The 17,780-nt window shown below is 75.4% G+C and carries 21 protein-coding genes; 5 read left to right on the top strand and 16 right to left on the bottom strand.

From position 1 onward, the window contains the following. The first annotated feature begins 12 nt into the window (after window positions 1-12). Window positions 13-792 (top strand): VOC family protein, encoded by a 780-nt coding sequence (locus tag ACF1ED_RS03850; protein WP_391756768.1) that lies wholly within the window; start codon window positions 13-15, stop codon window positions 790-792. Window positions 793-834: 42 nt separating this feature from the next. Here ACF1ED_RS03850 and ACF1ED_RS03845 read toward each other — a convergent pair whose 3' ends face one another. The 11 genes from ACF1ED_RS03845 to ACF1ED_RS03795 all read right to left on the bottom strand — a co-directional run bounded on the left by ACF1ED_RS03845 (window position 835) and on the right by ACF1ED_RS03795 (window position 11,492). After that, window positions 835-1,587: a PIG-L deacetylase family protein gene (locus tag ACF1ED_RS03845; RefSeq protein WP_391756767.1), complete on the bottom strand. Its 753-nt coding sequence runs from the start codon at window positions 1,585-1,587 to the stop codon at window positions 835-837. Then, window positions 1,584-2,516, bottom strand: coding sequence for an SIS domain-containing protein (locus ACF1ED_RS03840; RefSeq protein WP_391756766.1), 933 nt, complete (start codon window positions 2,514-2,516; stop codon window positions 1,584-1,586). Before ACF1ED_RS03840 ends, ACF1ED_RS03845 begins: the two co-directional genes overlap by 4 nt. Before the next feature lie 133 nt (window positions 2,517-2,649). After that, complete coding sequence (locus tag ACF1ED_RS03835; RefSeq protein WP_391756765.1) at window positions 2,650-3,957, bottom strand: alpha/beta fold hydrolase; 1,308 nt, start codon at window positions 3,955-3,957, stop codon at window positions 2,650-2,652. A gap of 67 nt (window positions 3,958-4,024) precedes the next feature. Further along, window positions 4,025-4,420, bottom strand: a complete 396-nt coding sequence (locus ACF1ED_RS03830) for a VOC family protein (protein WP_391756764.1) — start codon at window positions 4,418-4,420, stop codon at window positions 4,025-4,027. 106 nt (window positions 4,421-4,526) lie between these two features. Beyond that, window positions 4,527-5,357 (bottom strand): ammonia-dependent NAD(+) synthetase, encoded by an 831-nt coding sequence (nadE, locus tag ACF1ED_RS03825; protein WP_391756763.1) that lies wholly within the window; start codon window positions 5,355-5,357, stop codon window positions 4,527-4,529. 43 nt (window positions 5,358-5,400) lie between these two features. After that, entirely contained in the window at window positions 5,401-5,874 is a 474-nt protein-coding gene (locus ACF1ED_RS03820) for a molybdopterin-dependent oxidoreductase (RefSeq protein ID WP_391756817.1), read from the bottom strand. 142 nt (window positions 5,875-6,016) lie between these two features. Continuing rightward, a complete protein-coding gene (locus ACF1ED_RS03815) occupies window positions 6,017-8,089 on the bottom strand; it encodes an ATP-binding protein (RefSeq protein WP_391756762.1) in 2,073 nt (690 codons plus the stop codon). A gap of 120 nt (window positions 8,090-8,209) precedes the next feature. Continuing rightward, the gene (locus tag ACF1ED_RS03810) at window positions 8,210-9,181 is read right to left on the bottom strand and encodes an amino acid ABC transporter permease (protein WP_391756761.1); all 972 of its coding nucleotides are present in this window, start codon (window positions 9,179-9,181) and stop codon (window positions 8,210-8,212) included. Then, a complete protein-coding gene (locus ACF1ED_RS03805; RefSeq protein WP_391756760.1) occupies window positions 9,178-9,843 on the bottom strand; it encodes an amino acid ABC transporter permease in 666 nt (221 codons plus the stop codon). The genes ACF1ED_RS03810 and ACF1ED_RS03805 overlap by 4 nt, the downstream gene beginning before the upstream one ends. A gap of 10 nt (window positions 9,844-9,853) precedes the next feature. Continuing rightward, window positions 9,854-10,702, bottom strand: coding sequence for a glutamate ABC transporter substrate-binding protein (locus ACF1ED_RS03800; RefSeq protein WP_391756759.1), 849 nt, complete (start codon window positions 10,700-10,702; stop codon window positions 9,854-9,856). A 19-nt stretch (window positions 10,703-10,721) separates the two neighbouring features. Further along, a complete protein-coding gene (locus tag ACF1ED_RS03795) occupies window positions 10,722-11,492 on the bottom strand; it encodes an amino acid ABC transporter ATP-binding protein (RefSeq protein WP_391756758.1) in 771 nt (256 codons plus the stop codon). A 471-nt stretch (window positions 11,493-11,963) separates the two neighbouring features. Between ACF1ED_RS03795 and ACF1ED_RS03790 the strand changes: the two genes are divergently transcribed. From ACF1ED_RS03790 to ACF1ED_RS03780, 3 genes are all read left to right on the top strand, one after another. After that, entirely contained in the window at window positions 11,964-12,422 is a 459-nt protein-coding gene (locus ACF1ED_RS03790) for a cyclic nucleotide-binding domain-containing protein (RefSeq protein ID WP_391756757.1), read from the top strand. Between the two features lie 124 nt (window positions 12,423-12,546). Next, on the top strand, window positions 12,547-12,933 hold the full coding sequence (locus ACF1ED_RS03785; protein WP_391756756.1) for a DUF6114 domain-containing protein: 387 nt from the start codon (window positions 12,547-12,549) through the stop codon (window positions 12,931-12,933). A gap of 86 nt (window positions 12,934-13,019) precedes the next feature. Next, window positions 13,020-14,393, top strand: a complete 1,374-nt coding sequence (locus tag ACF1ED_RS03780; RefSeq protein WP_391756755.1) for a carboxyl transferase domain-containing protein — start codon at window positions 13,020-13,022, stop codon at window positions 14,391-14,393. 79 nt (window positions 14,394-14,472) lie between these two features. Here the strand turns inward: ACF1ED_RS03780 and ACF1ED_RS03775 are convergent, their stop codons facing one another. The 3 genes from ACF1ED_RS03775 to ACF1ED_RS03765 all read right to left on the bottom strand — a co-directional run bounded on the left by ACF1ED_RS03775 (window position 14,473) and on the right by ACF1ED_RS03765 (window position 15,679). Beyond that, entirely contained in the window at window positions 14,473-14,796 is a 324-nt protein-coding gene (locus ACF1ED_RS03775) for a plasmid stabilization protein (protein ID WP_391756754.1), read from the bottom strand. Window positions 14,797-14,817: 21 nt separating this feature from the next. Beyond that, on the bottom strand, window positions 14,818-15,153 hold the full coding sequence (locus ACF1ED_RS03770; RefSeq protein WP_391756753.1) for a DUF3040 domain-containing protein: 336 nt from the start codon (window positions 15,151-15,153) through the stop codon (window positions 14,818-14,820). 61 nt (window positions 15,154-15,214) lie between these two features. Then, window positions 15,215-15,679 (bottom strand): ATP-binding protein, encoded by a 465-nt coding sequence (locus ACF1ED_RS03765; protein WP_391756752.1) that lies wholly within the window; start codon window positions 15,677-15,679, stop codon window positions 15,215-15,217. 158 nt (window positions 15,680-15,837) lie between these two features. On the opposite strand from ACF1ED_RS03765, the gene ACF1ED_RS03760 reads away from it, so the two are divergent. Further along, the gene (locus ACF1ED_RS03760; RefSeq protein WP_391756751.1) at window positions 15,838-16,764 is read left to right on the top strand and encodes a SigB/SigF/SigG family RNA polymerase sigma factor; all 927 of its coding nucleotides are present in this window, start codon (window positions 15,838-15,840) and stop codon (window positions 16,762-16,764) included. Here ACF1ED_RS03760 and ACF1ED_RS03755 read toward each other — a convergent pair. Together ACF1ED_RS03755 and ACF1ED_RS03750 are read right to left on the bottom strand one after the other, a co-directional pair. Then, window positions 16,712-17,182 carry an ATP-binding protein gene (locus ACF1ED_RS03755; RefSeq protein ID WP_391756750.1) on the bottom strand — a complete coding sequence of 157 codons (471 nt, stop codon included), beginning with the start codon at window positions 17,180-17,182 and terminating at the stop codon, window positions 16,712-16,714. The two genes, ACF1ED_RS03760 and ACF1ED_RS03755, sit on opposite strands and share 53 nt — an antisense overlap. Window positions 17,183-17,211: 29 nt before the next feature. Next, window positions 17,212-17,733, bottom strand: a complete 522-nt coding sequence (locus ACF1ED_RS03750) for an STAS domain-containing protein (protein WP_391756749.1) — start codon at window positions 17,731-17,733, stop codon at window positions 17,212-17,214. Window positions 17,734-17,780: the final 47 nt, after the last annotated feature.

The raw sequence follows: 17,780 nt of genomic DNA, 5'->3' as shown, positions 1-17,780 counted from the left end.
ACGCATCCGCCCATGCTCGGCACCCAGTACACCCACGGCTCCCCCTGCTGGATCGACCTCGGCAGCCCGGACACCGCCGCCGCCGCGGAGTTCTACGCCACCGTGTTCGGCTGGGAGTACCGCTCCGCGGGCCCGGAGGGCGGCGGGTACGGCTTCTTCCATCAGGACGGCGCCACCGTCGCCGCGTTCGGACCGCTCACCGAGGAGGGCGCGAGGAGCGCCTGGACGGTGTACTTCCAGACCCCCGACGCGGACACCACCCAGATGGTGACGGCCGCCGAGGGCGGCCGGGTCCGGGTGCGCGCCATGGACATCATGGACGCGGGACGGATGGCCGCGCTCACCGACCCGGCCGGGGCCGAGTTCGCCGTCTGGCAGCCCGGGTCCCTGAAGGGCCTGGACCGCACCTCCTCGCCGAACGCCCTCGTCTGGGTCGAGCTGCACACCCCCGATCCGGAGGCCGCGCTCGCCTTCTACGGCTCGCTCTTCGAGTGGCGGTGGGCTTCGATGGAGGCGCCCGGCATGACCTACCGGGTGATCTCCACCGCCGAGGGCGACCAGGAGGCCGCCTCCTTCGGCGGCACCGCCGCACTCCAGGACTCCGGCGAACGCCCGCGCTGGATCCCGTACTTCGAGGTCGAGGACGCCGACGGGACGGCCGACGCGGTGACCGTCTCGGGCGGCACGGTGCTGCTGCCCCCGGCGGACATCCCCGACGTCGGCCGGCTCGCCTGGTTCAAGGACCCCGCCGGGGCCGAGTTCGCCGTACTGAAGCCGGCGCCGATGGGCTGACCGCCCTTCGGGCCGGACCCGGCGGGAACGGCCGGACAGGCCCTAGCGGGGGAAGACCTCGAAGGTCACCGCGGGGCGGCCGCCGAAGCGGGCGGACGCGCGGGAGGTGGTGGCGGTCATGAACTCCCGGACGTACTCCTCCGGTTCCTGGTCGGTCAGGGCCTCGATGTAGGCCCGGTGGCAGAGCAGGGACTCCACCGCGCGCTCCAGGCCGGGACCGGCGTCCACCGCGTGGGTCGGGGTGCTGGAGGCGGCGACCGCGACCCGGCGGACGCCGTCCCAGGGCTCCAGGCCCCGCTCGGTCAGCTCGGGGAAGATCCAGCGGTTGCCCGCGTCCGCCGCCGCGTCGAGGGTGGCGCGGCCGACGGCGACGTGGTCGGGGGTGTTGCGGGGCGCGCCGGGGCCGTCGCCCCAGCCGTCGCGGTGGTTGAGGGTGACGACGAGTTCGGGGCGGTGGCGGCGGATCGCGGCGGCGATGTCGCGGCGCAGGGCGGTGCCGTACTCGATGACGCCGTCGCGGTGGTCGAGGAACTCGACGGTGTCCACGCCGACGACGGCGGCGCTCGCCCGCTGCTCGCGCTCGCGCAGCGGGCCGCAGACCTCGGGGGCGAGGGTGTCGATGCCGGCCTCGCCGCGGCTGACCAGCAGGTAGACGACCTCCTTCCCGGCGTCGGTCCAGCTCGCGACGGCCGCCGCGCAGCCGTACTCCAGGTCGTCGGGGTGGGCGACGACGGCGAGGGCGCGCCGCCAGTCGTCGGGCAGCTCCGGCAGGTCGGTGGCTCCGGTGTCGATCATGCCCGCAGGATACGGGCCGCGTCGGCCGCGGTCGGGCGGAACGCTCCGGAGAGGATGACGGAACGGGAGACGTGACGGGGTCGGTCGGGATTGAGGCCGCGGCGGGCGGCGAGGGCGACGGCGAGGCGCTGGGCGCGGACCAGGGCGGCCACCGGGTCGACGGCGTCCGCGGTGAACAGGGCGCCTGTGGACTCGACTTCCTCGCGGAGCCCGGACGGGACGGGGCCGAGGCACCAGACGAGGCTGGTGCGGTCGCTGACGCTGATCGGCCCGTGCCGGTACTCCATCGCCGGGTACGACTCCGTCCAGACGCGGGCGACTTCGCGGAGCTTGAGGGCAGCCTCGTCGGCGAGTCCGACGGTCCAGCCGGTGCCGAGGAAGGTGAACTGGACGCGCCGCTCCCAGTGTTGCGGGAGGGGTTCGTAGAGGGCGAGCTCGGCGTCGGCGACGGAGGCGGCGAGGTCCACCCCCAGCCCGGCGCGCAGGAGTTGGAGGGCGGTGGTGGCGAACCGGGTCTGGACGACGGAGCGTTCGTCGGCGAAGGAGAGGTCGACCACCCGGTCGGCCAGGCGGGCGGCGGGGCTGTCGGGAACCCCGGTCAGGACGAGGGTGGGGAGCCGCCCGGCGGCGCCGGCGAGCAGGTCGGCGACCTCGGTGGTCGTGCCCGAGCGGGTGAGGGCCACGATCCGGTCGTAGCCGCGGCCGAGCGGGGTCCGCTCGGAGGCGGGGAAGGCGTCGGTCTCCCCCGCCCCGAGGGATTCCCGCAGGGCCGCGTAGGCACGGGCGATCAGGTACGAGGTGCCGCAGCCGACCACGGCGAGCCGCTCGCCGGGCCGGGGCAGCCGGTCGGCGAGCGGCCCGGCGAGGGCGGCGGCGCGGCGCCAGCAGTCGGGCTGGCCGGCGATCTCGGCGGTGACGTGTGCGCTCATGGACCGAGTTGTAGCCGCCCGTGACGGGCGCGGACCATGTGCGATCGGGGTCCGGCGCTTGGACTTTCGCGCGCGCCGGCCCCGGCGGGCACGGCTGCGCCGGGCCCCGGCCCGTGCCCGTACGGGCTCCGCGTCAGAGTTCGTCCCGGGACAGGGCGAGGAGCCGGTCGAGGACGCGCGGGCCGCCGGCGCGCACGCCGTCGTGCTCGAACTCGTCGGTGACCCAGGTGCGCAGCCCCCGGATCGCGGCGGCGGTCTCCAGGGAGTGGGCGGTGTCGACGTACATGTCGTCGTGGTAGACGGCGGCGGCCACCGGCACCCGGTTGGCCGCGAGCCGCTCGGGGTCGTACAGCGGGGTCCAGTCGTCCCGCCGGGCGAGGAGCTCGGCGGTCTCGCGCAGCGGGCGCAGGGCCGGGTCGGTGGTGAAGTGCCAGGGGTGGATCGTCTCGCCGGTGAACAGGACGGGCGCCCCGGAGGCGAGCGCGGCCGCCGCGTCGAACTCGGGGAAGCCGGCGCGGACCCGCTCGGCGGCCCAGGCCGTCGGGCCCTGCCCCTGGGCGTAGATGGCCTCGTGGAGGACGGCGTAGAGCGGGTGACCCGCGTACGAGAGGTGGGCCTGGACCTGCTCCAGGAAGGCGTCGGCGAGGGCGGGCCCGGCGGGGGTCGGCAGGAAGGCGCCCTCCAGGAGGTGGTGGAGCTGGTGGGTGCCCTCGCCGGAGCCGAGGAGGATGCCGAGGGACTGGAAGGCCTCGACGGTGAGCGGGCCCCCTCCGGGCAGGGTGACCTCGTGCTCCAGGAGGTGGCCGGCGATCGCGCGGACCCGTTCGGCGTCGCGCGGGTAGCGGGCGAAGTGGGCCTCGTTCTTGCGGCGGACGCGCGGGTAGGCGGCGGCGTAGACCTCGTCGGCGGAGGCGTCGAGGGAGGGCAGGCCGCCGGTGATCAGGACCCGCTCCAGACCCTCGGGGGCGGTGGAGAGGTAGTGGGTGGCGCAGAAGCCGCCGAAGCTCTGGCCGAGGACGGTCCAGGGGGCGCCGTCGGTGAGCCTGCGGCGGACGATCTCGCAGTCCCTGACGATGGAGTCGGCGCGGAAGTGCGCGAGGTACTCCGCCTGGGCTGCGGCGTCGCCGCGCAGCGGGAGGGTCTGGCGGTTGGCGGGGGTGGAGCGGCCGGTGCCGCGCTGGTCGAGCAGGAGGACCCGGAACTCGCGGACGGCCCGGCCGATCCACGCCTGGCGGCCGATGAAGCGGCGGGCGCCGAAGCCGGGGCCGCCCTCCAGGTAGACCAGCCAGGGAAGCCGCTCGCGCTCCCGGTCGCCGAGGCCGCTCGCGACGATTTCGCGGGCGTACACCTCGATCTGTTCGCCGTCGGGGCGGGCGTGGTCGAGGGGGACGGGGAAGTGGTGGTCGGTGACGACGACGCCGGGCTGACGGTAGGTGGTCAACGGTGCTCCTGCTGCTGTTGCTGCTCCGTACTCACCCCCAGTGGATCACGGGCCGGCGCGAAGGGCGTCAGGAGGCCTGCATCACCGCGATGACGTTTCCGGCCGGGTCGGTGAACCAGGCGATGCCCGCCGGGCCGTCCTTGCCGTCGCCCCTCATGACGCCCTTCTCGTCGGCCTCGAACTCCGGGTAGCGCTCGAAGGTCGCGCCCCGGGCGGCCAGGTCGTCGACGGCGCGGTCGATGTCGTCGACCTCGAAGTTCAGGACGGTGAAGGAGGCGGGGGTGTGGTTCTCCTTGGCGTAGACGAAGACCCGGGCCCCGCCCGGCAGGGTCAGGAACAGCATCCGCATGTCCCCGGTCCCGGTCTCCTCCACGGTCAGGCCGAGCTTGTCGCCGTAGAACCTCCGGGCGGCGTCCAGGTCGTCCACCGAGAAGCTGCTGTACGCCGTCGTCTCGCCGAACATGGCGTGCTCCCTTCCGGGCCCCGGGCACCGGGGCTCACCCTTCCAGGATCCGCCCGTTCGGCGAGGGGCGCCCGGGCGGGCCGGGGCGCCCCGGGGCCGGGACCGCTCAGGGGGCGATCGGGAGCTGCCGCTTGTGCTCGGTGAGCTCGTAGCGGCGGACGATCGACGCGTACGCGGTGTCGGAGACCGGCTTGCCCTCCAGGAAGTCGTCGATCTCGTCGTAGGTGACGCCGAGCGCGTCCTCGTCCGGCTTGCCCGGGTCCAGGGTCTCCAGGTCGGCGGTGGGGACCTTCCAGACCAGGCCGGCGGGGGCGCCCAGCTCGGCGGCGACGGCGCGGACCCGGCGCTTGGTGAGGCCGGTGAGCGGGACGAGGTCGGCGGCGCCGTCGCCGAACTTGGTGAAGAAGCCGGAGACGGCCTCGGCGGCGTGGTCGGTGCCCACGACGAGGCCGTCCTGGGCGCCGGCGACCGCGTACTGGGCGATCATGCGCTGGCGGGCCTTGATGTTGCCGTGCACGAAGTCCTGGTGGTGGGCGTCGCGGAAGGTGAGGCCGGCGGCCAGGCAGGCGTCGAGGGCGGCGTCGCCGGCCGCCTTGACGTCGACGGTGAGGACCTGGTCGGGACGGATGAAGTCGAGGGCGGTCTGCGCGTCGCTCTCGTCGGCCTGGACGCCGTAGGGCAGGCGCATGGCGTAGAAGACGGCCTCGTGGCCGGCGGCGCGGGCGCGCTCGACGGCGAGCTGGCAGAGCCGGCCGGCGGTGGTGGAGTCGACGCCGCCGCTGATGCCGAGGACGAGGGAACGCAGTCCGGTGGTGGTGAGGCGCTCGGTGAGGAAGGCCACCCGGCGCTCGATCTCGGCGGCGGGGTCGAAGCTCTCGGAGACCTGGAGCTCCCGGGCGATCTGCTGCTGGCGGGCGGTGGACGCCGGGTCGGTCACGGAATTTCTCCTCGTCGAGGCGGGTAGGGCGACGGATCCGACTTTACGGGGTGGGCCCGGTCGCCCGCCGCTCCGGCTCCTGCTTCTGCTCCTGCTCCTGCTCCTGCTCCTGCTCCTGCTCCGGGGCGCAGAGGACCTCGACGCGCTGGACGAGGTTGTCGGCGAAGCCGCCGCGGTTCCAGGGCGCGGTGAGGGGCTGGACGCGGCCGGTGGCGTCGGTGGCGCGGACGGTGAGGTGGCGCAGGCCCGGGATGACGGTCCAGGTGGTGCGCCACGCGGTCCAGGCCCAGGGGTGGGCGGGGTCGCGGGGGCTGAGGCGGGCGCGGTCGTTCCCGGCGCACTCCGGGGTGACGCGGCGGGTGACGGCGGGGCGGGTCCGGAGGGCGTCGGGGCCGAGGTCGAGCGGGCGCGGGACCCGGCCGCCGACGGTGAGCCGCCGGTGGTCGGGGTCGGCGGCGGGGACGTCGTGGTGGACGAGGACGTAGTGGGGGCCGGGCGGGGTGAGGTCGTGGCGCAGGGCTTCGAGCGGCGGGCCGTGGTCGCGGGTGGCGAGGGCCGGCTCCTGCGGGGTGAGGCCCTCGTCCTCTCCCGCGGCCCGCGCCGGCGTGCTGAGGCCGCCCGGCGTTCGGTCCGTGTCCCCGTGGTGCGCCGGCGGGCGGTCAGCCGGTGCCGAGGGCGCGGTCGAGGCCGGCCTGCGGGAGGTCGCCGAGGGCGCGCAGGAAGATCTCCTCGTAGGCGGGCTCGCCGAGGGTGGCGCGGACGCCGGCGGTGTGGTGGGCGTGGAGGGCGCGCAGGCCGGGCAGGCCCCGGCGGGGCTGCCCGGTGGCCCGCCAGTACGCCTCGCCGGTGCCGGAGACGTCGGCGGCGCGCGCGCCGTCGCCCGCGGCGGCGTAGGCGGTGGCGAGGACGTCGAGGCCGAGGGCGGTGCCGAGGCCGGCGCCGAGGGCGCGGGTGCCGGCGAGCATGGCGCGGGCGTGCCGGGCGGCGGCGGCCGGGTCGCCCTCCAGGAGGTCGGTGAGGGCGAGCTGGTACGCGAGGGCGGTGCGGGTCCAGTGTTCGTCGAGGGTGTCGCAGAGGGCGCGCAGGGCGAGGGCGTCGGCGCGGGCCTCGGCGAGCAGGCCGAGGCCGGTGAGGGCGAAGACGCGGACGAGCCGGCAGCGGAGGGTGGCGGCGGAGTCGGCGGGACGGCCGCGGGCCGAGCCGAGGACGTGGTCGACGACGACGAGGGCGGCGCGGGCCCGGCCGGTGGTCAGGGCGAGGAGGCCGGCGAGGGCGGCGGCGTCGAGGGTGAGTTCGCCGGGGCCGTACGGCTCCGAGGGCGCCCAGGGCCGCTCGGGCGGGTGCTCGGTGTGGCGGGCCTCCCGGGCGCAGCGTTCGCTGACGTCCTGGGCGGGGCCGAGGTCTCCCTGGAGGACGAGGGTGACGCCGAGGGCCCACAGGGCGCGGGTGCGGGCGCGGCCTCGGGCCTCGCTGAGGAGGAGGGCCTGTTCGAGGCCGTCGCGGGCCTCGCGGAGGCGGCCGCGGCTGGCCCAGGCGAAGGCGACGGAGCCGACGAGGTCGAGGGCGGCGTCGGGGTCGGTGCGCAGGAGGCGGTCGAGGGCGGTGCGCAGGTCGGTGTGGTGGGTGTCGACGGCGTGGTGCCAGTGGAGCTGGCGGGGGCCGTGCCAGGCGGCCCTGCCCTCGGCGGCGAGGGCGCGGAAGTGGGCGGCGTGGCGGTCGGCGGCGGTGCCGGTCTCGCCGAGCCGCTCCAGCCAGCCGGCTCCGTACTCGCGGATGGTGTCGAGGAGGCGGTGGCGGCCGGCGGCGTCGGCGGGGCGGACGACGGAGGCGCGGACGAGGCCGTCGAGGGCGGTGGGCAGGGTGGCGGGGGTGAGGGGGCCGCCGGTGCAGACGGCGGCGGCGGTGGCGAGGTCGAAGGGGCCGCGGAAGACGGAGAGGCGGGCCCAGAGGAGGCGTTCGAGGGGGTCGGCGAGTTCGTGGCTCCAGCCGATGGCGGCGCGCAGGGTCTGGTGGCGGGCGGGCCAGACGCGTTCGGGGTGGGCGAGGAGGTCGAAGCGGGCGCCGGGGGGCGCGGTGAGGCGGCTGCCGAGCTGGTCGCGGACGGCTTCGGCGCCCTGGAGCCGGATCTGGGCGGCGGCGAGCTCCAGGGCGAGGGGTATGCCTTCGAGGCGGACGCAGATCTCGCCGGCGGGGCCGGTGGCGGGGAGGTCCTGGCCGGTGGCGGCGCGGAGGAGGGCGAGGGCGTCGTCTCCGGTGGGCGGGAGCGGGTCGAGGAGGACGGTGTGCTCGCCGGGGACGCCGAGGGGGCGGCGGGAGGTGGCGAGGACGGTGAGGCCGGGGGCGGCGTCGAGGAGTTCGGCGACGAGCCGGCCGCAGGCGTCGGCGAGGTGGTCGCAGCAGTCGAGGACGAGGAGGAGGCGGGTCTCGGCGAGCCGGCGGCGCAGGGCGCCGGTGTCGGTGCCGGGGGTGTGGTCGGCGAGGTCGACGGAGTCGGCGACGAGGGAGACGAGGAGGCGTTCGCCGTCGAGCTGTCCGAGGTCGGCCCACCAGGCGCCGTCGGGGTGGCGGTGGCGTGCGCGGTGGGCGGCGCGCAGCGCGAGGCGGGTCTTGCCGACGCCGCCGACGCCGGTCACGGTGACGAGGCGGTGCTCCGCCAGGGCGGCGGTGATGCGCTTCAGTTCCGTGCGGCGGCCTGCGAATCCCGGGTTCTCGTCCGGTAGATGTCCACGCACGGGAGCAGTGTCCCCCAAGTCCGCGCCGAAAGCTCCTGTGGAACCCGTTCGTTACGGGGCGCGGGGGGCGCGAAGCGCGGGTCCGGGGGCACGGGGGGGCGCGAAGTACGGGTCGGGGGGTCACGGGGACGGGCGGTCGCCGGGGCCGGGGGTGGCGAGGTCGTCGACGGCTTCGGCACCGACGACGGCGCCGGTGGAGCGTTTGCCGCGGCGCAGCCGGCGTTCCAGCCGGGAGGCGAAGGTGGTGAGGGCGACGTTGAGGAGGACGAAGAGGACGGCGACGACGGTGAAGCAGGCGATGGTGTTGGCGCCGTAGTTGGCGCTCATGGGGCGGACGGAGGCGAGGAGTTCGGCGAAGCCGAGCATGGCGCCGCCGAGGGCGGTGTCCTTGACGATGACGACGAGCTGGCTGACGAGGGCGGGGAGCATGGCGGTGACGGACTGGGGCAGCAGGACGTGCGCCATGGTCTGGCCCTTGCGCATGCCGATGGCCTTGGCGGCGTCGGTCTGGCCGACGGGGAGGGCGAGGATGCCGGCGCGGACGACCTCGGCGAGGACGGAGGCGTTGTAGAGGACGAGACCGGTGACGACCGCGTACAGGGGGCGGGTCTCGGGGCTGATGTCGGTGAACTCGGCGTAGGCGGCGTTGGCGAAGAGCATGAGGATGAGGACGGGGATCGCGCGGAAGAACTCGACGACGGTGCCGGCGCCGGCGCGCAGGGCGCGGTGGTCGGAGAGGCGGGCGATGCCGAGGAGGGCGCCGAGCGGCAGGGCGAGGGCCATGGCGAGGCCGGCGGCGATGACGGTGTTCTTCAGGGCGGGCAGGAGGTACGTCTCCCAGACGCGTCCGTCGGTGACGAAGGGTTCCCACTTGGCCGCCTCCAGCTGGTTCTTGGCGTCGAGGCCGGCGATCACCCACCAGGCGACGGCGGCGAGGGCGGCGAGGAAGAGCACCGTCCAGAGGAGGTTGCGGCGGCGGGCGCGGGGGCCGGGGACGTCGTAGAGGACGGTGGCGGACTCGGCCTCGGTCCGCGCCGGGGGCTTCGCCTTCGCCGGGGACGCCTGCTCCTTGGAGGCGGGGGCGCGCCTCACCGCTTGACCGCCACCTTCTTCGCGAGCCGGCCGAGGAGGAGGCCGGTGGGCAGGGTGAGGCAGATGAAGCCGAAGGCGAAGACGGCGGAGACGAGGATGAGCTGGGCCTCGTTCTCGATCATCTCCCGCATGAGCAGGGCGGCTTCGGCGACGCCGATGGCGGCGGCGACGGTGGTGTTCTTGGTGAGGGCGATGAGCACGTTGGTGAGCGGGCCGACGACGGAGCGGAAGGCCTGCGGGAGCACGATGATCCGGAGGATCTGGGGGAAGCTCAGGCCGATCGCGCGGGCGGCCTCGACCTGGCCGAGGGGGACGGTGTTGATGCCGGAGCGCAGTGCCTCGCAGACGAAGGCGCTGGTGTAGGCGGTGAGGCCGAGGACGGCGAGCCGGAAGTTGATGGTGGTGAAGCGGTCGGCGCCGAGGCTGATGCCGAGGGTCTGGAAGAGGCCCAGGGAGGTGAAGACGATGATGACGGTGAGGGGGATGTTGCGGACGACGGTGACGTAGGCGGCGCCGAAGGCCCGCATGAGGGGGACGGGGCCGACGCGCATGGCGGCGAGCAGCGTCCCCCACACCAGGGAGCCGAGGGCGGACCAGAAGGTGAGCTGGACGGTCACCCAGAAGGCGCCCAGCAGGTCGTAGCCTTCGAGGAAGTCGAACACGGCGGCCGGCTCAGTCGTTCTCGACGATCACACCGATCTTCGGGGCGGGTTCGTTCTGGTAGTTCGCCGGTCCGAAGTTCTTCTCGACCGCGGCGTCCCAGGAACCGTCGTCGACCATCTTCTCCAGGGCGGCGTTGATCTTGCCCTTGAGTTCGCTGCCCTTCTGGACGCCGATGCCGTAGTTCTCGTTGCTCAGCTCGAAGCCGCCGAGCTTGAACTTGCCCTTGAACTCGTCCTGGGCCGCGTATCCGGCGAGGATCGAGTCGTCGGTGGTGAGGGCGTCGATGACGCCGTTCTCCAGGCCGGTCAGGCACTCGGAGTAGCCGCCGTACTCCTGGAGCTGGGCGTCGGGGGCGATCTCCTCCTTGACGTTCTGCGCGGAGGTGGAGCCGGTGACGGAGCAGAGCTTCTTGTCGTTCAGGTCGGAGGGCTGCTTGATGGAGTCGTCGTCGGCGCGGATCAGCACGTCCTGGTGGGCGAGGAGGTAGGGGCCGGCGAAGTCGACCTTCTCGGCGCGCTCGTCGTTGATGGAGTAGGAGGCGGCGATGAAGTCGACGTCGCCGCGCTGGAGCATGGTCTCGCGGTCGGCGCTCTTGGCCTCCTTCCACACGATCCGGTCGGGTTCGTGGCCGAGCTGCTTGGCGATGTAGGTGGCCACGTCGACGTCGAAGCCGGTGTAGGTGCCGTCGGGGGTCTTCAGCCCGATGCCGGGCTGGTCGAATTTGATGCCGATGGTGATCCGGTCGTCGTCGGAGTGGTCGGCGGGCACCGCGCCGTGGGCGAGGGAGGCGGAGCCGAGGGCGAGGACGACGGCCGTGGCGGAGGCCACGAGGGTCCTGGTGGTCCTGAGCGGGTTCATGGTGATCACCCCGTGGGGCTCAGTGGTGGAGGATCTTGGAGAGGAAGTCGCGGGCGCGGGCGCTGCGCGGGTTGCCGAAGAACTCCTCGGGGGTGGTCTCCTCGACGATCCGCCCGTCGGCCATGAAGACGACGCGGTGGGCGGCGGAGCGGGCGAAGCCCATCTCGTGGGTGACGACGACCATGGTCATGCCGTCCCGGGCGAGCTGCCGCATGACTTCCAGGACCTCGTTGATCATCTCGGGGTCGAGGGCGGAGGTCGGTTCGTCGAAGAGCATCACCTTGGGGTCCATGGCGAGGGCGCGGGCGATGGCGACGCGCTGCTGCTGCCCGCCGGAGAGCTGGGCGGGGTACTTGTCGGTCTGTTCGGCGACGCCGACGCGGTCGAGGAGGGCGCGGGCGCGCTCCTCGGCGCTCCTGCGGTCCTTCTTGCGGACCTTGACCTGTCCCAGGGTGACGTTGTCCAGGACGGTCTTGTGGGCGAAGAGGTTGAAGGACTGGAAGACCATGCCGACGTCGGCGCGGAGCCGGGCGAGCTCCCGGCCCTCGGCGGGCAGGGGCCTGCCGTCGATGCGGATCTCGCCGCTGTCGATGGTCTCCAGGCGGTTGATCGCCCGGCAGAGGGTGGACTTCCCCGACCCGGAGGGTCCGATCACGACGACGACCTCGCCGCGCCGGATGGTGAGGTCGATGGACCGGAGGACGTGGAGGCTGCCGAAGTGCTTGTCGACCCCGCGCAGGACGACGAGCGCGTCGCCGTCGTCCGGGACGGGCCCTTCCGGGACGGGCATGTCACCCTCCTGGCTCACGCCCCCTGGTGCCGTTCCCTCCTCGGTCTCATGCTCCGCCCTGCGCCGCCCGGGCGCACGCCGGGCGGCGGGCGGGTGCTCCCGGCCGAGCCGTCCGGGGCCCTCCCCCGCGTCGGGCTCGAAGGCGGTGGCGTGCACGGGGCCGGTGGCGTCCGGCGCCGTCGGCCGGGGAGGCGAGGGGGTTCTCGACGGCGCGGGGCCGGTCGTGGGCGCGGCGGCGGGGTTCGGCGACGGCCTTCGCGCAGCGGGCGGCGCCGCCCCGGAAGCCGTGGAGGGGGACGACGGCGGGCTTGTCCGCCGTGGCGGTGCCGCCGTTCTCGCCGGGGAGGCGCGGGTCCCGTCCGGGGCCGGGCCGCGGCCGGCGGGGTGAGCCCGCCCGTCCGCCGCCTGCGCTCCGGGCCCGGTGGGCGGAGACTGGGAGCGGAGCCGTACGCGCGAGGAGGAGGGCCCGTCATGAGGAGTGCCGCACCCAAGGTCAGCAGCCTGCCGGCGGAGCACCGCGAGCGGCTGATGGCCTTCGCCGAGGACGTGTACTTCGAGGCCGGGGACCGGCTCTTCGAGGAGCAGCGCCACGCGGACCGGTTCTGGATCGTGAAGACGGGCGCGGTGAACCTGGACGCCAAGGTGCCGGGGCGGGGGTCGCCGGTGATCGAGACCCTGCGCCACGGCGAGCTGGTGGGGCTGTCGTGGCTGTTCCCGCCGTACCTGTGCCAGTCGGGGGCGGAGGCGATGACCCCCGTCCGGGCGTACGCGTTCGACGCGACGTCGGTGCGGTCGCTGTGCCACACGGACCGGGAGTTCGGGGCGGCGCTGTACTTCTGGGTGGGGTCGATCCTGGCGCACCGGCTCCAGGTGACCCGGGTGCGCCTGCTCGACCTGTACGCGCCGCACGGCAGCGGGATCATGTCCTGAGGCCCCTTCCCGCCGCACGGGCGTTGACCTCTGGGGGTGGCGGCCGTACGGTCCTGACGGCTTCCCCGCGGGGGTGTCCTCGTACCGCCTCGTACCGCTCCTCCGCCGACGTCAGGAGCACGCCATGGTCCCGTCCGACGCGCGCACGGCGCCCGGGCTCCGGCGGCACCGGCGGCCGTTCGGCGCGGGGCTCGTCCTCGCGCTGGGGGGTGCCGAGATCCTGCTGGTCCAGCGGGCCGGTCCGGCCGAACTGCTCACGGCCGACGTCCGGTACCTGGTGCCGCTCCTGATGGTCCTGTGCGGGGTGCTGGTGGTGGCCGATCCGCGCCGCCGGCGCCGCTGCGCGGCCGTCGGCGTGCTCGCCTCGCTCGCCTCCTGGGTGGCGTCCGACCTGGGCGGCTTCCTCCTCGGCGCGGCGCTCGGGATCCTGGGCGGCGCGCTCGCCCTCGGCGGGGCGGCCGGCCCCGTGCCGCCGGGCCCCCGGGCCGCCCGGCCGGACGGTCCGGCGTGATCTCCGCCGCACCCGGTCCGCGGGCCCCTTCCGGCCGGCTACCGGGCGGTACGGTGACGTGACCTGGCGACGGGCGGGAGACCCCGATGACAGCACCTGCGAGCGCGCGCGAGGCACTGGCCCTCGTCACCGACGACTTCACCGGCCTCCCCTTCGCCGAGGACCCGTCCGGCGGCGACGGACCGATCGGCTGGCCCGGTTACGGCCGGACCCGGGCCGCGGCCGCCGCCCGCTCCGGCGAGGCCGAGTCCGTGGTCTGCGGCACCGGCACCGTCGGCGGGACCCGGACGGTCCTGGTCTCCTTCGAGTTCGGCTTCCTGGGCGGCTCCATCGGCGAGGGCGCCGGGGCGCGGGTCGCCGCCGCGCACGCCCACGCCCGGGCGCACCGGCTGCCCGTGACCGTCCTCCTGGCGACCGGCGGCAGCCGGATGCACGAGGGCATGCGGGCGCTGGTCCAGCTCCAGCGGCTGGCCGGGGAGTCGGCGCTCACCCGGGCCGCCGGGCTGCCCCAGCTCGCGGTCCTGCGCGATCCGACGACCGGCGGCGGGTGGGCCACCCTCGGGGCCGGCTCCGACGTGGTCCTCGCGCTGCCGGGCGCTCAGGTCGGCTTCGCGGGCTCCCGGGTCAGGCCGCCGGACGCCGACCCCGCCGCGTACACCGCCGCCTCCCAGCTCGCCCACGGGCACGTCGACGCGGTCGTCCCGGCGGAGCGGCTGCGCGAGGCGCTGGGCCGCTGGCTGTCGCTGCTGACCCGCCCCGCCGGGGGCCCCGTGCCGCCGCCGTACACGCTCGGCTCCACCGTGCCCGCCGCGAGCGGGCGCGAGGCGGTGGCCCGTGCCCGCCGCCCGGAGCGGCCCCGGGCCGACCGCTACCTCGCCGAGGTGTTCACCGAGCGGGCCGAGCTGTCCGGCGACCGCGCGGGCGGCACCGATCCGGGGACGCGGTGCGGCTTCGGCCGCCTCCCGGACGGGCGTACGGCCGCGTACGCGGCGCAGTGCGGGACGGCGACCCGGCCGGCCGGCTTCCGCACCGCCGCCCGGCTGGTGCGGCTCGCGGACCGGCTCGGCATCCCGGTGCTGACGCTGATCGACACCCCGGGCGCCGCCAACGACGCCGAGGCCGAGCGGGCCGGGGCGGGACCGGCGATCGCGGAGCTCTTCGGGGCGGTCGCGGAGGCCCGGGTCCCGGTCACCGCCCTGCTCGTCGGCGAGGGCGGCTCGGGCGGCGCGCTGGCCCTCGCGGCGCCCGGCAACACCTGGGCGACCCCCGACTCGTACTTCTCCGTGATCGCGCCCGAACTCGCCGCGGCCATCCTGAAACGCCCGCCGGAGGAGGCGGACGCGACCGCCGACCGGCTCCGGCTGCGGCCGGAGGACCTGGTGGCCCTCGGGGTGGTACGCGGCGTGGTCGGCGCCCGGCCGGCGAAGGGCTCCCGGGGCGCGGGCGGCTCCGGCGGCTGAGCAGGCGCGGGACCGCCCGGGCCCGGGCGTCGCCGGGGCCCCGGGCGGCCCGGTGGCCGGGCCTTCGGCGGCCCGGCCTTCAGTGGCCGAGCTTCCGCTTCAGTTCGGCCTTGTTCATCCGTGACCTGCCGTGCAGGTCCCGGCGCCGGGCCTCGGCGTAGAGCTGGTCGTAGGTGGGGCCCTGGGAGCCGCTGTGCGAGCGCTGTCCGCCGCGCCGCGACGAGGACATGTCCTGGGTCGAGCTCTTGCTCGCCGTCCTGGACTCGCCCGACCTGGCGCGTTCCTTGTTCACGGTGCGGGCCGCGATCTCCTCCGCGCGCTTCTCGCTCTCGCCGCGGTCCAGCGCGCCCTCCTTGATGTGCTCGTACTGCCTCTCGCGCTTGGCGTTCGATCCGCGGGGCATCGTGCGCTCCTCTCGTTCGGTTCAGTCGTCGGGCCGGCCGCCGCCGGTGCGCCGCCGGGTCCACCGGACCACCAGACGCAGCAGCAGGATCAGCGTCACCACCCAGGCGGCGGCGAAACCCCAGATCAGGGCCGGGGCCGAGGTGGCCACCGCGAGGACGAGCAGGGTGAGCGTCACGGCTCCGAGCGCCGCGGCGGCCGCACCTCCGCCCGCCGTCGCGCCGGGCCGGGCCGGGCGCGGCCGGAGGGAGGGCCGTCGTCCGGCCATGCGCCGGGCGAGGTGGCCGTCGGCGCTCAGGTCCTCCTCGATCTCGGCGAGCACACGCCGCTCGTACGCGGAGAGCCGGGCCTCGTCCATCGCGGGCACCTCCTCCGGTCCGGATCCCGCACGGGGTGGCGGGGTCGTCCCCTCGGGGCGGTTACCCGCCCGGGACGCGTTCAGACAGCGGGGCGCCGGTCGGCGCCGGGGGGAAGCGGACCTCGCACCACACGGTCCTGCCCCCGTCCCGCGGCACCCAGCCCCAGGCCGCGGCGAGCCGCTGGACCAGATAGAGACCGTTCCCGGACGGGACGCCCGGGCGGTGCCGGTCCCCGGGGCGGGGGCCCGTCGAGCCGGTGTCGCTCACCTGGAGCCAGACGCCGTCCACGGACCGGTCGAGGCGGAGTTCGTACGGGACCTCCCCGCACCGCACCGCGTGGGCGACGAGTTCGGTGACGAGCAGCCGCACGTCGTCCGCGGCCCGTCCGGCGGCCGGGGAGAGCGGGCCGTACCAATCCGTCACCGCCTGTGCGGAGAGGTCGCGGAAGACGCCGGCCGTGCCCGGTCCGCCGCCGAGCACGTACCGCCGTGAGCATGCCGTCCGCCTGCTCTTCCGCGTTCCCATGACCCGCTCCTGACCAAGACGAAGAGGGATAAACAAGGAGGAATGCGTCAAATGCTCCCCAGCGGGCATCCTTCTCACAAGGACGTTCAACCGGCGGGCCGTGACATCTGCTCCTCCATCCGGAGACGGGCCGGCCCCGGAAGCGTCGAAGGACCCTCATGGCTGTCGGCCGAGCCCCAGAAGCCCCCTCCGCGCGGTCCCACGACCGCGAGCGGCCACCCACGTCGGCCGCCGTCCGGCGGCGTGCGCTCGGGGGCCTGCCGGAGCCGGAGAACCCCCTCGCGTCCTCCACCGACGACGCCAGGACCCTGTCCGTGGCGCTGTTCCTGCGGCTCCGCGCCCTCGACGAGGGCACCCCCGAGCACGCGTACGTGCGCAACACCCTGGTCGAGCTGAACCTGAGCCTGGTGAAGTTCGGTGCCCGGCGGTTCCGCGGGCGTCCCGAACCGATGGAGGACATCGTGCAGGTGGGGACGATCGGTCTGATCAAGGCGATCGACCGGTTCGACCCGGAGCGCGGGGTCGAGTTCTCCGCCTTCGCGCTGCCGACGATCGTCGGCGAGATGAAGCGGTTCTTCCGGGACACCGGCTGGGCGGTCCGGGTGCCGCGCCGCCTCCAGGAACTGCGGATCGACCTGGCCAAGGCCTCCGACGCCCTGGAGCAGCGCGACGGCCACCGCCCGGACCGCGCGGAACTGGCCGAGCGGCTGCACCTCACGGCCGAGCAGGTCGCGGAGGGCGAGCTCGCGGCCAACGCCTACACCGCGCACTCCCTGGACGCCCCCGTCGGCGACGACGAGGCCCGCGCCCCGCAGGGCACGGCGGGGCGGCGCACCGCCGTCGACGAACCCGCCTACGAGCTGATCGACGACCTGGACTCGCTGCGCCCGCTGCTCGCCCGGCTCGACGCCCGCGACCGGCTGATCCTCAGCCTGCGCTTCGGCCAGGAGCTGACCCAGGCCGAGATCGGCCGGCGGATCGGCCTCTCCCAGATGCACGTCTCCCGGCTGCTCGCCCGGATCCTCGGTGAGCTCAGGACCGGTCTGCTGGACGACGACGCCACGGCGGACGCGACGGCCTGCTGACCTCCAGCCACACCACCTTGCCCGCCACCCCCGGCCCCCGGTCCGAGGAGCCCCAGTCGGACGCCAGCCGGTCGAGGACCATCAGGCCGTGGCCGCCGGGCAGGGAGGGCGCGCGAGGGGCCAGCCGGCGGGGGTGCTCGGGGCTCCGGTCGGCGACCTCGACCCGCAGCAGCCCGTCCGCGTGCCTCAGGACGAACTCCTCCGGCCCGCCCCCGTGCAGACAGGCGTTGGTGACCACCTCGGAGACGAGCAGCAGGACGTCCTCGACCCGCTCGCGGGCCTGGGGGCTCGCGGCCGGGATCCAGCCCCAGTCGGCGAGCGCCCGCGCGGTGAAGTCCCGGCAGCGGGAGACCGCGCCCGCGCTGCCGCGCAGCAGCAGCCGGCGGGTCTGCGCGGGTGCGCCCTCGCCCGGGGTCATATCGCCCTCCCGCACGGCCGGCGGGCCCGTCACACCGGATCCCCGGGACGGGCGGAGGTCCCGTCGCCGGTCCCGCCGGGTGCCCGGTCGGAGGTTCCGGCCGCGGACCGGCCGGGGTCGGGGGCGCCCTCGCTGCCGCTGCCGCTGCCGCTGCCGCCCGGGGCGTCGGCGGCGAGGGCCTCGCGGACGTCGGCGTACACCCGGAAGACGCGCAGGGCCCCGGTGATCTCGAACATCCGGTCCACCGGGGGCCGCAGTCCGGCCAGGTCCAGCTCCGCACCCGCCTCCCGCGCCCGGGCGCGGGCCCTGAGCAGCAGGTTCAGGCCGGTGGAGTCGCAGAAGTCGAGACCCGCGCAGTCGACGACGATCCGGGCCGCGTCGGCGTTCTTCTCCAGGGCGCTGCCGAGCGGCTCGACCGTGTCGTGGTCGAGCTCCCCGAAGGGGGCGATCACGACGGTCTCCCGGCCCCAGGCGGGCCGCACCTCCACCCCGAACCGGTCCGGCCGGGCGGGCGGCGGACCGCTCCCGGGCATTTCCTGCTCGCCGTCCATGCACACCTCACCTTCGTCAGGTGAGTCCATTTTCAGCCCGTACGCCC

Source organism: Streptomyces sp. NPDC014656 (assembly GCF_043084305.1).
Classification (GTDB): domain Bacteria; phylum Actinomycetota; class Actinomycetes; order Streptomycetales; family Streptomycetaceae; genus Streptomyces.
Note: the sequence above shows the minus strand (reverse complement) of the source record. Positions and strands in the feature narration are given on the sequence as shown.

Bases quoted from the DNA above. Each gene is read 5' to 3' on its own strand.
- ACF1ED_RS03775 (WP_391756754.1), bottom strand. From the start codon at position 14,796: ATGCCCCGCGGATCGAACGCCAAGCGCGAGAGGCAGTACGAGCACATC.
- ACF1ED_RS03750 (WP_391756749.1), bottom strand. From the start codon at position 17,733: ATGGACGGCGAGCAGGAAATGCCCGGGAGCGGTCCGCCGCCCGCCCGG.
- ACF1ED_RS03795 (WP_391756758.1), bottom strand. From the start codon at position 11,492: ATGCCCGTCCCGGAAGGGCCCGTCCCGGACGACGGCGACGCGCTCGTC.
- ACF1ED_RS03790 (WP_391756757.1), top strand. From the start codon at position 11,964: ATGAGGAGTGCCGCACCCAAGGTCAGCAGCCTGCCGGCGGAGCACCGC.
- ACF1ED_RS03760 (WP_391756751.1), top strand. From the start codon at position 15,838: ATGGCTGTCGGCCGAGCCCCAGAAGCCCCCTCCGCGCGGTCCCACGAC.
- ACF1ED_RS03850 (WP_391756768.1), top strand. From the start codon at position 13: ATGCTCGGCACCCAGTACACCCACGGCTCCCCCTGCTGGATCGACCTC.
- ACF1ED_RS03845 (WP_391756767.1), bottom strand. From the start codon at position 1,587: ATGATCGACACCGGAGCCACCGACCTGCCGGAGCTGCCCGACGACTGG.
- ACF1ED_RS03770 (WP_391756753.1), bottom strand. From the start codon at position 15,153: ATGGACGAGGCCCGGCTCTCCGCGTACGAGCGGCGTGTGCTCGCCGAG.
- ACF1ED_RS03755 (WP_391756750.1), bottom strand. From the start codon at position 17,182: ATGACCCCGGGCGAGGGCGCACCCGCGCAGACCCGCCGGCTGCTGCTG.
- ACF1ED_RS03800 (WP_391756759.1), bottom strand. From the start codon at position 10,702: ATGAACCCGCTCAGGACCACCAGGACCCTCGTGGCCTCCGCCACGGCC.
- ACF1ED_RS03765 (WP_391756752.1), bottom strand. From the start codon at position 15,679: ATGGGAACGCGGAAGAGCAGGCGGACGGCATGCTCACGGCGGTACGTG.
- ACF1ED_RS03840 (WP_391756766.1), bottom strand. From the start codon at position 2,516: ATGAGCGCACACGTCACCGCCGAGATCGCCGGCCAGCCCGACTGCTGG.
- ACF1ED_RS03785 (WP_391756756.1), top strand. From the start codon at position 12,547: ATGGTCCCGTCCGACGCGCGCACGGCGCCCGGGCTCCGGCGGCACCGG.
- ACF1ED_RS03780 (WP_391756755.1), top strand. From the start codon at position 13,020: ATGACAGCACCTGCGAGCGCGCGCGAGGCACTGGCCCTCGTCACCGAC.
- ACF1ED_RS03830 (WP_391756764.1), bottom strand. From the start codon at position 4,420: ATGTTCGGCGAGACGACGGCGTACAGCAGCTTCTCGGTGGACGACCTG.